This is a genomic window from Mycobacterium sp. (assembly GCF_036490025.1).
Lineage (GTDB): Bacteria > Actinomycetota > Actinomycetes > Mycobacteriales > Mycobacteriaceae > Mycobacterium.
In genome coordinates this window covers 52255-64602 of record NZ_DASXEP010000167.1, presented here as the reverse complement: position 1 = coordinate 64602, position 12348 = coordinate 52255, and the positions used below count along the sequence as shown (strand labels likewise).

Annotated in this window: 11 protein-coding genes and 3 pseudogenes; 4 read left to right on the top strand and 10 right to left on the bottom strand. The window is 66.3% G+C overall.

Annotated features, from left to right (window positions below):
- The first annotated feature begins 19 nt into the window (after positions 1-19).
- A complete protein-coding gene (locus VGG53_RS18955) occupies positions 20-1489 on the top strand; it encodes an amidase (protein WP_331519629.1) in 1470 nt (489 codons plus the stop codon).
- Between the two features lie 36 nt (positions 1490-1525).
- On the opposite strand, the gene era is transcribed toward VGG53_RS18955, so the two are convergent.
- From era to hrcA, 9 genes and pseudogenes are all read right to left on the bottom strand, one after another.
- Positions 1526-2425 carry a GTPase Era gene (gene era, locus VGG53_RS18950; RefSeq protein WP_331519628.1) on the bottom strand — a complete coding sequence of 300 codons (900 nt, stop codon included), beginning with the start codon at positions 2423-2425 and terminating at the stop codon, positions 1526-1528.
- A complete protein-coding gene (locus VGG53_RS18945) occupies positions 2418-3707 on the bottom strand; it encodes a hemolysin family protein (RefSeq protein ID WP_331519627.1) in 1290 nt (429 codons plus the stop codon). The genes era and VGG53_RS18945 overlap by 8 nt, the downstream gene beginning before the upstream one ends.
- On the bottom strand, positions 3704-4237 hold the full coding sequence (gene ybeY / locus VGG53_RS18940; RefSeq protein WP_331519625.1) for an rRNA maturation RNase YbeY: 534 nt from the start codon (positions 4235-4237) through the stop codon (positions 3704-3706). The genes VGG53_RS18945 and ybeY overlap by 4 nt, the downstream gene beginning before the upstream one ends.
- Before the next feature lie 60 nt (positions 4238-4297).
- A pseudogene (locus VGG53_RS18935) lies at positions 4298-4636 on the bottom strand (PhoH family protein); the annotation flags it as partial.
- A gap of 315 nt (positions 4637-4951) precedes the next feature.
- A pseudogene (locus VGG53_RS18930) lies at positions 4952-5362 on the bottom strand (phosphate starvation-inducible protein PhoH); the annotation flags it as partial.
- A gap of 351 nt (positions 5363-5713) precedes the next feature.
- A pseudogene (locus VGG53_RS18925) lies at positions 5714-6418 on the bottom strand (PhoH family protein); the annotation flags it as partial.
- A 152-nt stretch (positions 6419-6570) separates the two neighbouring features.
- On the bottom strand, positions 6571-7353 hold the full coding sequence (locus tag VGG53_RS18920) for a 16S rRNA (uracil(1498)-N(3))-methyltransferase (RefSeq protein WP_331519624.1): 783 nt from the start codon (positions 7351-7353) through the stop codon (positions 6571-6573).
- A complete protein-coding gene (dnaJ, locus tag VGG53_RS18915; RefSeq protein WP_331519623.1) occupies positions 7354-8496 on the bottom strand; it encodes a molecular chaperone DnaJ in 1143 nt (380 codons plus the stop codon).
- Positions 8497-8575: 79 nt separating this feature from the next.
- On the bottom strand, positions 8576-9619 hold the full coding sequence (hrcA, locus tag VGG53_RS18910; protein WP_331519622.1) for a heat-inducible transcriptional repressor HrcA: 1044 nt from the start codon (positions 9617-9619) through the stop codon (positions 8576-8578).
- Positions 9620-9864: 245 nt separating this feature from the next.
- Here hrcA and VGG53_RS18905 point away from each other — a divergent pair, with 245 nt between their 5' ends.
- The 3 genes from VGG53_RS18905 (at position 9865) to VGG53_RS18895 (ending at position 11731) form a co-directional block, all read left to right on the top strand.
- The gene (locus VGG53_RS18905) at positions 9865-10185 is read left to right on the top strand and encodes a type II toxin-antitoxin system VapB family antitoxin (protein WP_331519621.1); all 321 of its coding nucleotides are present in this window, start codon (positions 9865-9867) and stop codon (positions 10183-10185) included.
- Positions 10186-10256: 71 nt separating this feature from the next.
- Positions 10257-10853: a carboxymuconolactone decarboxylase family protein gene (locus VGG53_RS18900; protein WP_331519620.1), complete on the top strand. Its 597-nt coding sequence runs from the start codon at positions 10257-10259 to the stop codon at positions 10851-10853.
- A complete protein-coding gene (locus tag VGG53_RS18895; protein WP_331519619.1) occupies positions 10850-11731 on the top strand; it encodes a sigma-70 family RNA polymerase sigma factor in 882 nt (293 codons plus the stop codon). Before VGG53_RS18900 ends, VGG53_RS18895 begins: the two co-directional genes overlap by 4 nt.
- Here VGG53_RS18895 and VGG53_RS18890 read toward each other — a convergent pair.
- The gene (locus tag VGG53_RS18890) at positions 11728-12243 is read right to left on the bottom strand and encodes a hypothetical protein (RefSeq protein ID WP_331519618.1); all 516 of its coding nucleotides are present in this window, start codon (positions 12241-12243) and stop codon (positions 11728-11730) included. The genes VGG53_RS18895 and VGG53_RS18890 overlap by 4 nt on opposite strands.
- Positions 12244-12348: the final 105 nt, after the last annotated feature.

Here is a 12348-nt window from a genome sequence, read left to right as displayed (position 1 = left end):
GCCGATAATGTCGATACCGATGAGTAACTCCGCCTATCGCCGCTTCCCGACGCTGACCGACCAGCTCTACCAGTTAGCCAGCGGCGCGGTGACCTCTGACGAGCTGGTTCGTCGCTCCCTGCACGCCATCGACCTGAGCCAATCGACGCTGAATGCCTTCCGCGTGGTGCTCACCGAGACCGCGCTGGCCGACGCTGCCGAGGCCGACCGTAGGCGCGCCGCCGGCGATCAGGCACCGCTGCTGGGTGTGCCGATCGCAGTCAAAGACGACGTCGACGTCGCCGGGCAGCCCACCGCCTTCGGCACATCCGGGTACGTGCGGCCGGCCACCGAAGACGCCGAGGTAGTACGCCGCCTCAAGGCGGCCGGTGCCGTGATCGTCGGCAAGACCAACACCTGCGAACTGGGCCAATGGCCGTTCACCAGCGGACCCGGGTTCGGCCACACCCGCAACCCGTGGTCGCGCAAGCACACACCCGGCGGATCCTCCGGTGGCAGCGCGGCCGCGGTGGCCGCCGGCTTGGTCACCGCCGCGATCGGCTCCGATGGAGCAGGCAGCGTCCGCATCCCGGCCGCCTGGACCCACCTGGTCGGCATCAAACCCCAGCGTGGCCGCATCTCGACGTGGCCGCTGCGGGAGGCGTTCAACGGAATCACGGTCAACGGCGTGCTGGCCCGCACCGTCGCGGACGCGGCGCTGGTGCTCGACGCCGCATCCGGCAACGTCGACGGCGACCTGCACAAGCCGCAACCGGTGACGGTGTCCGACCATGTCGGCATCGCACCCGGCCCCCTGCGCATCGCGCTGTCAACTCGGTTCCCGTTCACCGCATTTCGGGCTCGCCTGCATCCAGAGATCAGGACAGCGGTCGAATCGGTGGGCGACCAACTTCGACTGCTCGGCCACAACGTCGTCTCGGGTAATCCCGATTACGGGCTGCGGTTGTCCTGGAACTTCTTGTCGCGGTCCACATCCGGGCTGCTGGAATGGGCCCAGCGGCTGGGTGACGGCGTGGAGCTGGACGACCGGACGCTGTCCAACATGCGGATGGGCCGGGTGCTGTCCGAGTCGATACTGCGTTCCGCCCGTGCCCACGAAGCGGCCGACCAGCGTCGGGTGGGCTCGATTTTCCGCATCGTGGACGTCGTGCTCGCGCCGACGACCGCGCAGCCTGCCCCGGCGGCACACACCTTCGACCGGCTCAGTGGTCTGGGCACCGATCGCCAAATGATCGCCGCCTGCCCGGTCACCTGGCCGTGGAATGTGTTGGGGTGGCCGTCGATCAATGTTCCGGCCGGCTTCACCTCGGAAGGCTTGCCGATCGGCGTGCAACTGATGGGACCGGCCAACAGCGAGCCGCTGCTGATTTCTCTCGCCGCCGAATTGGAGGCGCTGGGCGGCTGGACGGCCAAGCAACCGGTCGTGTGGTGGAATACCGGCACGGACACACGAGCAGACGCAAAAGCTCCCAACACGCCGGGGCGTTAGGGGCTTTTGCGTCTGCTCGGCGGTGTTGACTGAGGCTCAAAAGCCAAGCCTGCCAAGCTGTTTAGGGTCTCGTTGCCAGTTTTTGGCAACCTTGACGCGTAACTCGAGGTAGACCTTGGTGCCCAGCAGCTTCTCGATCTGGCTCCGGGCGACGGTGCCCACCTCGCGCAGCCGCGCCCCGCCTTTGCCGATCACGATGCCCTTCTGGCTGTCCCGCTCGACGAACAGCACGGCGTGCACATCGATCAGGTCGTCACGGCCCTCGCGTGGATTCACCTCGTCGATGACCACCGCCAGCGAATGCGGCAACTCGTCGCGCACGCCTTCCAATGCGGCTTCCCGGATGAACTCGGCCATCAGGACTTCCTCGGGTTCATCGGTGAGCTCGCCGTCGGGGTAGTACGGCGGTCCGGCCGGCAGTGCGGCGGCCAGTACCCCGGTGAGCACGTCGATTTGCTCACCGGTGACCGCCGAGACCGGGACGATCTCCGCGGCGTCGCCGACCAACTCGCTCACGGCAACGAGCTGGGCAGCCAACTGGCCTTTGGACGCCTTGTCGGCTTTGGTGACGACGGCAACCAAGGTCGTTCTAGGCGCGGTGGAGCGGATCTGCTCGACGATCCACCTGTCCCCCGGTCCGATCGCCTCGTCGGCAGGGATGCACAAGCCGATGGCGTCGACTTCGCTGTAGGTGTCGCGGACCAAGTCGTTGAGCCGCTTACCCAGTAGCGTGCGCGGCCGATGCAGTCCCGGTGTGTCGACCAGGATGATCTGGAAATCGTCGCGGTGCACGATGCCCCGAATGGTGTGCCGGGTGGTCTGCGGACGGCTCGACGTGATCGCCACTTTCGAGCCGACCACCGCGTTGGTCAGCGTCGATTTACCCGTGTTCGGCCGTCCGACGAAACAGACGAAGCCGGAATGAAATTCAGTCACTTTCCGCACCCACGACCTCCGCGCGGCTGAGCAGTACGGTGCCGATGCGGACCCGCCCGCGATGGTCGGGACCTCCCTCGGCGTGCAACCGTAGGCCGTGGGATACCACCTCGGAGCCGGGCAGTGGAACGCGACCCAACTCCAAGGCCAGTAACCCGCCGACCGTGTCCACGTCGAGATGCTCGTCGAATTCCACGCCGTACAACTCACCGACGTCCTCTATCGGTAGCCGCGCAGATACCCGAAACCGATTGTGGCCCAGATCCTCTACCGGCGCGACCTCGGCCGCGTCGTATTCGTCGGCGATTTCACCAACGATCTCTTCCAGCACATCCTCGATCGTCACCAACCCGGCAATCGCGCCGTATTCGTCGACCAACAACGTCATGTGATTACGGTCGCGCTGCATCTCTCGCAGCAGCTGATCCAGCGGCTTGGAGTCCGGCACGAACACCGCCGGGCGCATCACCTCCGTGACGACGGTGTCGCGACCGCCCACGGACGAGTAATACGCTTGCTGGACACAGTCTTTCAGGTATACCACCCCGACAATGTCGTCGACGTTCTCACCGATGACCGGGATGCGGGAATGCCCGCTGCGCACGGCCACCGAGGTCGCTTCGTCGGCGGACTTGTCGCTTTCGATCCAGATCATCTCGGTGCGCGGCACCATCACCTCACGGGCCGGCGTGTCGCCGAGTTCGAACACCGACTGGATCATCCGTCGCTCGTCGGCGGCGACCACACCGCGTTGCTGTGCCAGGTCGACGACTTCACGCAACTCGATTTCGGAGGCGAACGGTCCGTTGCGGAAGCCCCGACCGGGCGTCAGCATGTTCCCGAGCACCACTAGTAGCCGGCTGATCGGCGCCAGCAACACCGAAATCACCTGCAGCGGGAGCGCTGACACCAGGGCAATCGAATAGGCGTTTTGGCGCCCGAGCGTCCGCGGACCGACCCCGATGACGACGAAGCTGATCACCACCATGACGGCCGCGGCGATCAACAGGCCCCAGTCGCGGCTCACTTCCCGATAGAAAAACCGGGCCAGCAGTACCGTCGCGCTGATTTCGCAGACGATCCGCAGCAGCACCACCAGGTTGATGTATCGGGGCCGGTCGGTCATCAACTTGGCCAGACGCACCGCCCCCGGCCGCTCGTCGCGAACCATTTCGTGCACCCGTGCCATCGACACCGTGCTGATCGCGGCATCGATGGCCGCGAACACGCTGCCCAGGCAGATCAGCACGATCCCACCGACCAGTGAGGCGAGGCTGTTCAATTGTCGAAATGCCTTGATTTGTCTAGCAACCGCTGGTCGCGCTCGTGCTGGCGTTGCTGACGGTAGACCTGCACTTGATCGGCGACCCACTCCTCGAGCAGCCGGCGCTGCAAGGCGAACATCTCTTTTTCTTCGTCCGGCTCGCCGTGGTCGTAGCCGAGCAGATGCAGTACGCCGTGAATTGTCAGCAGCGCCAACTCATGACCCAGCGAATGACCGGCGGCCGCGGCCTGCTCCGCGGCGAACTCGGGGCACAACACGATGTCACCGAGCATCGCCGGTCCCGGCTCAGGCGCGTCGGGCCGGCCGCCCGGCTCGAGCTCGTCCATCGGAAAGCTCATCACATCGGTTGGCCCGGGCAGGTCCATCCAGCGCATGTGCAGGTCGGCCATCGCCGCGGTGTCCAACAGCACCATCGACAGCTCAGCGACCGGATTGACGTCCATCTCGTTGATGACGAACCTTGCGACGCTGACCAATTCGGATTCGGAGACGTCGATTCCGGATTCGTTGGCGACTTCGATGCTCACTGGCGCCGCTCCTCCTCATCGCTTCGCTCTGCATCGTCGCCGGCGCGACTCACGGCGCGCTCACCGGCGGCTGCGGGCGCTCGAGCCACGTCGCGCAGCCCGGTTCAGCGTCAGCCCGGGCTCCTCGTATCGTGCGTAGGCGTCCACGATTTCGGAGACCAGCCGATGCCGGACCACGTCAGCACTGGTCAACTCCGTGACGTGAATGTCGTCGATGCCGTCCAGGATGTCGACCGCCGCCCGCAGCCCCGATCGATTGCCGCCCGGCAGGTCGACCTGCGTAACATCGCCGGTGACAACGACTTTGGAGCCGAATCCGAGTCGGGTGAGAAACATCTTCATCTGCTCGGCAGTGGTGTTCTGCGCCTCGTCGAGGATGATGAACGCATCGTTGAGCGTGTTGTGCGTAAGCAGAAAATCTTCTGTCACATATAGCGAGTCCGCCGCCGCGACCCGTATGCACACTGCCTCCTCGGTACCAGCGGACTCGATACGGTCAACGAATCGCATCGGACGACCCCCGCCGGTTGCGTCGTACTTGGCGGCTTTCCGTGCTAGGCGGAAGGGGACAATGCCCTCGGGCAGACGAATATCGAGTGTGTGGGCGTCAGAGCGATGGTGCACGTCTCGACCGCGGGCTAATCCCGGCTTGCGGTTAGCGGCAAGCCGGGTCCGTTGGGTGACGACCCCTCCGAGCGACTGAACCAGAAATACAACATCGTCGCGCAGTCGGTGAGACACGGTGGTGAACTGGATACGACAGGTTCGGCCGGCCTGAGTTACCGGACCGCCATCAGAGTCGAGCAGACCCTGAAGGACAGCTAGCCTCACGTCGGCTGAGTTGATCAAGTAGCAATCAGGAATGAACTTGGTATTGGAACGCGAACCCGCAAGGCCGAGTCGACGCAAGACACCTGTCACCGGGTTTTCGATCGTGATTACCTCGCCGGGATGGGTGATCCGGTTCAGCACATAATCCACCACAGACTTTCGCCGCACCTCAATACCAGGTATCAGGCGGCCCAGGGATTCAGCCAACTCGGGATCGTTGGTGGCGAAACTGGACGTCGTCGAGCAAGTAAGACACCCGTCGCCTAGAAGCAGTCCCAGCGCATATGGATCCATCAACACCGGCTGTGGTTCGAAACTGACGGGCGCACTCAACAGAGGCAATTCGTAGCGGTGGTAGTGCGCCGCCCGAAGGTTGCCGACCATCTCTTTGGTTTGCAGCACGCGTGCTGGCTTGCCACGGAGGCGATCTGCACGGGTGTAGACGGACCAGAGGTGGTCACCTGATGCGAGTGTCGACGAACCGTCCTGGGTGTGGACGCGGTAGATCTCCTTGAAACCCTGCGGGTAAACACCGAGAATCTCGGTCGGGTGTCCATCCGAGCCGATTACCATGTCCCCGACCCGAAGCTCACCGATGGGTCGAAAGCCATTGGGAGTCAACACTTTGGTGAACATCGGCTGCGCCCTACCCCGCATGTATGCCAGCGGCGCGACCTCGATCACCCCGGACGCCATCAACTTCGGGATCAGTTCGGGGTCCATCATGTCGTGCAGCGCATCGTAGAGCGGACGAAGGTAGGGATCGATCTTCTCGCTCAGCGTGCCCGGCAGAAAGCCAAGCCGCTCACCGGCTTCCACCGCCGGCCGGGTCAAGATGATGCGGGTGACCTGTTTGGTCTTCAGCGCGTTGACCGCCTTGGCCATGGCCAGGTAAGTCTTGCCGGTCCCGGCCGGACCGATTGAGAACACGATGGTGTGGTGATCGATGGCGTCGACGTAGCGCTTCTGGTTGAGCGTTTTGGGCCGAATCGACTTGCCGCGTCGGGACAAGATGTCCAGCGTCAGCACCTCGGCCGGTGACTCGTTGCCGGTGCCGACCAGCATCCCGACGCTGTGGCGCACCTCCTCGGGGGTCAGCGGGTGGCCACCGGCGACGATCGTCACGAGTTCGGAGAGCACCCGCTCGGCGAGCGCGACGTCGGCGGGCGCACCGGAGAGCGTCACCGCGTTGCCGCGCACATGCAGATCGGCGGCCAGCAGGCCTTCGAGGGCGCGGAGGTTTTCGTCGGCGGAACCGAGCAGGCCCATGACGAGGTCGGGCGGAACGTCGATGCTGCTGCGGACCTGAGATGTCGACGAACCAGCAGCGTTGGTTTCGCGGGGCGTCACGTGGGTTCTAATGCCTGCTTTCTGCGGTGTAGCCAGCGGGTTAGCCTCTCGAGTCTACCGCCGGTCGGTTGGCCAACCCAATGGTTAGCCGCTGACTGCCCACCAACGTCGAGATCGCCGCCAGCGTGGGAAAAGTCGAGAACACGCCGCGCTCACGTCGATCTCGGCGCGCTGCGCGACCCGTGGTCGGGCTGTTCCCACCGCGGCGTCAAGACGCCCAGCGCGCCCAATGCGACGGCAGCCGCGGTCGAGGTGCGCAGCACCGTCGGGCCCAGCCGGACGGCGACGGCGCCGGCATCCGCCAGCGCGGCCAACTCGTCGGGAGCGATCCCGCCCTCGGGACCGACAACCAACGTCACCGACTTCGCCTGTGCCAGCTGCAGCTCCGTCAGCGACTGGTCGGCAGACTCGTGCAGCGCCAGCACGACACCGCCGGACGCCACCTCGTCGGCGATCCGCCGCGTCAGCGCGGCAGTCGAAAGCACACCATCGACCGACGGGATGTACGCGCGTCGCGATTGTTGAGCGGCAGCGCGTGCGACCGCGCGCCAGCGCCGCAGGCCCTTGTCGGCGCGAGCGCCCTCCCATCGGGCCACGCAGCGCGCAGCCTGCCAGGCCACCAACGAGTCGACGCCGGCCTCGGTGGCCAGCTCGATGGCCAGCTCGGAGCGCTCAGATTTGGGCAGCGCCTGGACCACGGTCACCTGCGGCTGAGCCGGCGGCACCTGCCAACGGGTCGCCACCCGGGCGCGCAGCCCGTCGCGGCCGGTCTGCTCGACAACACAGCGGGCCAAACCACCGACGCCGTCGCCGAGAATCAGCTCCTCGCCCTCGCGGATGCGTCGCACAGTAGCGGCGTGGAAACCGTCGTCGCCGTCGACGACGGCCGGCTCACCGCTGCCGGGCAGCGCGTCGATGTAGAACAGGCCAGGCAATTAGCGCCCGGTGAAGGTTTCGCGCAGCCGGCTGAACAACCCACCGTTGGTGGCGGCGGCGTGCGTCGACCGAACCTCGGTGACGTCACGACCGCGGCGGCTCTTGAATTCGCGCAACAGCTCGGCGTCGGCGTGGTCGAGCCGATCCGGCACCACCACCTCGACGTGCACATGCAGGTCGCCGCGCGCTCCGGAACGCAGGTGTGGCATCCCGTGACCGCGCCGGGTCGTCACCGAATTCGGCTGGGTTCCCGCGGGGATGGTGATCTCGGTCAGGCCGTCGAGGATCGCGTCCACGGTCACCGTGGTGCCCAGGGCCGCGTCCACCATCGGCACCGAGATCGTGCAGTGCAGATCGTCGCCGTCGCGCACGAAGATGTCGTGCGGCTGTTCGTGAATCTCGACGTAGAGGTCGCCGGCCGGTCCCCCGCCGGGTCCGACCTCACCCTGAGCGGCGAGCCGGACCCGCATGCCGTCGCCGACGCCCGCGGGAATCTTCACGGTGATGTCCCGGCGAGCCTGCACTCGTCCGTCGCCGCCGCAGTGGTGGCACGGGTCGGGAATGACTTCGCCGACGCCGCGGCAGGTGGGGCACGGTCGCGCCGTCATCACCTGGCCAAGCAACGAACGCTGCACGGTTTGCACTTCCCCGCGACCACCGCAGGTGTCGCAGGTCATCGGTGTCGATTGGCCGTTCGTGCCACGGCCCTGGCACCGGTCGCACAGCACCGCGGTGTCGACGGTGACCTGCTTGCTGACACCGGTCGCGCATTCGGTCAGATCCAGCCGCATCCGCAGCAGCGAGTCCGAGCCCGGCCGGACCCGTCCGACCGGTCCGCGCGAGGTCGCGCCCCCGCCGAAGAATGCTTCGAAGACGTCGCCTAAACCGCCGAAGCCGCCGAATCCACCGCCGGCCGACGCCACGTTTTCCAGCGGATCGCCGCCCATGTCGACGATGCGCCGCTTGTCGGGGTCGGACAGCACTTCGTAGGCGACGCTGATCTCTTTGAACTTCGCCTGGGCGACCTCGTCGGGGTTGACGTCGGGGTGCAGTTCGCGGGCCAGCTTGCGATACGCGCGCTTGAGCTCCGCATCGCTCGCGTTCTTGCCCACGCCGAGCAGACCGTAATAGTCGCGTGCCACGCTTGACCTTCCTTGGGCTCTTACGCCATGTTCGGCCGCTCGAGGGCGGCCATCAATAGATTGTGCATGTAGTGCGGGTTCATCGCGTACCCAGCACTTCGCCGATGTACATAGCAACCGCAGCGACACTAGCGATAGTTCCCGGGTAGTCCATTCGGGTGGGCCCGAGGACCCCCATGCCGCCGTAGACGGTGTCGAGGGTGCCGTAGGTGGTGGACACCACCGAAGTGCCCATCATCTGCTCGGCCTCGGTCTCGTGCCCGATGCGCACGGTGACTTTGCCGGCTTCCTGCTGAGCCGCCAGCAGCCGCAACACGACGACCTGCTCTTCGAGTGCTTCCAGGATCGACCGCAACGAGCCACCGAAGTCGGCGGTGTTGCGGGTCAGGTTGGCGGTGCCACCCAGCAGCAGTCGCTCCTCGGTGTGCTCGACCAGCGACTCGAGCAGCACCGTCGCCGAGCGGCCGACCGCGTCGCTGAGGCTCTTGGATTGTCCGCCGCGACCGTCGAGGTGGGCGGCCAGGTCGGCGACGGCGATCGACGCCGCGGAGAGCTTCTTGCCGTCCAGCGCCTGGCCGAGCATTTCGCGCAGCTGCGACAATTGGTGGTCGTCGATCACGTCGCCGAGCTCGACGACGCGCTGGTCCACCCGGCCGGTGTCGGTGATCACGATCATCAGCAGCCGGGCCGGGGTCAGCGCGATCACTTCCAAGTGCCGGACGGTCGACGTCGACAGCGTCGGGTACTGCACGACGGCCACCTGCCGGGTCAGCTGGGCCAGCAGCCGGACCGCGCGACGCAGCACGTCGTCGAGGTCCACGCCGGACTCCAGAAAACCCTGAATGGCGCGCCGCTCGGCGGCCGACAGCGGCTTGACGTCATCGAGCCGGTCAACGAACTCGCGGTAGCCCTTCTCCGTCGGCACCCGACCGGAGCTGGTGTGCGGCTGGGCGATGTAGCCCTCGGCCTCCAGGACGGCCATGTCGTTACGCACGGTCGCGGACGAGACGCCGAGATTATGCCTTTCCACCAGCGACTTCGAACCGATTGGTTCCTGGGTGGCTACGAAGTCGGCGACGATCGCGCGCAGCACCTCAAAGCGGCGCTCATCGGCACTTGCCATCCAGGTTCACCCTCCTAACCCGGTCCAGTTTACGGGGATCACCAGCGACGACCGCTTTACGCGCGCTTTCCAGTCCTAGCGCTGGCTGACGGCGCCACTCCATCCTCGGGCCGGTTCGGCCCGCATCGTCGTGGCGCTAGCTGACGGCGCCACTCCTCCTCGGGCCGGTTCGGCCCGCATCGTCGTGGCGCTAGCCTGTCCTGCATGGCCACATCGGGGAGGGCCGCGCCGGAAACGAGCCGCAGATGATCTTCAAGGGTGTGCGCGAAGGCAAGCCGTATCCGGAGCACGGCCTGTCCTATCGGGACTGGTCGCGGATTCCGCCGCGACAGATCCGGCTCGACGAGTTGGTCACCACCACGACTGTGCTGGCGCTCGATCGCCTGCTGTCCGAGGACTCCACGTTCTACGGCGATCTCTTTCCGCACGCCGTCAAATGGAAAGGCATCTGTTACCTCGAGGACGGCTTGCATCGCGCGGTCCGCGCGGCGCTGCGAAATCGAACCGTCCTGCACGCGCGCTTGCTCGATCTGGACGCGGTCACCCAGCACGCCGAGCAGGCGTAGCGCGCGGTCACGTTTCGGCGCCGGCAGGTGTCGATATAGACAACACGCCGCCATGCCTGAGGGAGACCGCCATGCCACGACTCATCGGACTGTCCGACCACGACGCCGGACTAGGCGCCCGAATCGCCTACTTCTTCACCAAACGGCGTTTCAAGCAGATGACCGGCCTGGAAACCGCGACGATGCTGGAGCCGCTGCGCATGTATGCCTATATCCCCAAGCTGCTCAGCGCATATGGTCGCCTGGAACTGGCGGAGTCGAAAATGGACGTTCTCAGTCCCCGGCAGCGTGCGCTCGCCGAGCTGAAGTCGGCAATGACGGTGCGTTGCGAGTACTGCATCGATCTCGGTTCGGCGATCGCGCGCCGCTGGGGGCTCACCGACGACGAGCTGCTGGCACTGTCCGACTACCGCAGCGCGGCCTGCTTCTCGGCGCTCGACAAGCTCATTCTCGAATACGCCACGGCGGTCAGTCGCACCCCGGTCGAGGTCAGCGACGAGCTTTTCGACGGCCTGCGCGTGCATTTCGATAACGCTCAACTGGTGGGGCTGACCCACATCATCACCCTCGGCAACCTTCGCGGCCGATTCAACCTCGCGTTGGGTATCGGCGCCTCCGGTTTCAGCGAAGGCATGGTGTGCGCGCTGCCCGACACCAGCCAGCGATGACGGCGGACGCGGACTTCGCAGCGCGATTCCGCGCCGCCCGGCCGCATCTGGGCGCGGTGGCTTACCGCATGTTGGGCTCGGTCGCCGACGCCGAGGATGCCGTGCAGGAAGCCTGGCTGCGGTTGACCGAGGTCGACGGCCGCCAGGTGACCAACCTGGACGCCTGGCTGACGACCGTTGTGGCACGAATTTGCTTGAATACCTTGCGAAGCCGCCGGGCCCGGCCTGTTGAAGAACTCGTCCCGCACGTGCCGGACCCCGTGGTCGACGGGGTCGGCGACGTCGATCCTGAGCATCAGGCGATGCTGGCCGACGCGGTGGGAATGGCGTTGTTCGTGATTCTGGACACCTTGGCACCGGCTGAGCGACTGGCGTTCGTCCTGCACGACGTGTTCGCGGTTCCGTTCGACGAGATCGCGTCGATCGTCGAGCGGTCGCCGGAGGCCACCCGCAAACTGGCCAGCCGGGCACGCCACCGCATTGCGCAGGCCGCGCCCAGCCCGGACACCGACTTGGTGGCCCAGCACGCCGTCGTCGACGCCTTCTTTGCCGCCGGACGTGCCGGTGACTTCGATCGACTGGTCGCCGTGCTGGATCCCGACGTGTCATTGCGCGGCGATTTCGGCCCCGGCCCGGCCGGACAACGCTCGGCACGCGGGGCGTCCGCCGTCGCCGGGCTGGCCAGAAGCTACGCCGCAGCAGAACGCGAAGTGCGGCCCGCCGTCGTCAACGGCGCCGCCGGCGCGGTGATCTTCGTCGACGGCCGCGCGACCGCCATCATGGGCTTCGTCGTCCGCGCGGGACGGGTCGCCGCCATCGACGTGCTAGCCGATCCCGCGCGTGTCGCGCGGATCGACCTGCGGGCCGTGGCCGTTTAGTTGGTCGCGGTGGCTGCCTGCACCAGCGCGAGGGCGGAGTCGTGCTGCAGCACCCAGGTGCCGCCCTGGTCGATGAACGCCAGATTCTTCTCGACCGGACCGGCGAACTTGGGGCCGGTGATGGCGACGTCGGCTTTGACCGCGTTCGGACCCACTGGCTGGATGTTCGTGACGGCGAACTGCTCCGGGAAGTTCCCGTTGCGGTAGGCCTTGCGCAGGTCGTGGTCGGCAACGTGGCCCTCGTTCGAGGGGATGCCGTTTTCCACCAGGCCGGCTTTGGTCTCGTAGCCCACGCCGGGGTCGGTGACCCGGTTGCACAGGTCGGCCAGCTGCTCGGGGCTCGGCGGCGGCGCCTGGCCCGGCGCCGGCGGCGGGTCGAGCGGTGCGTTGAGCACGACGGGCATCACCTGCGGTGCGGATGCGACGCCGGAAGCCAGCGACGTCATGCCGGCCGCGGCGGCGCCGATGGTGGCCACGGCCGCCACCCCGGTGGCGAGCAATTTCACGGTCATCGTTGTCCCTTCGGTTCAAACCTGAATATCGGTGTCATTCTGCTGGTCGTCGCACGATCTGTGGCGACCCTGACGCTGGCGTGTCGTAACGCCTGTTGTCGTACA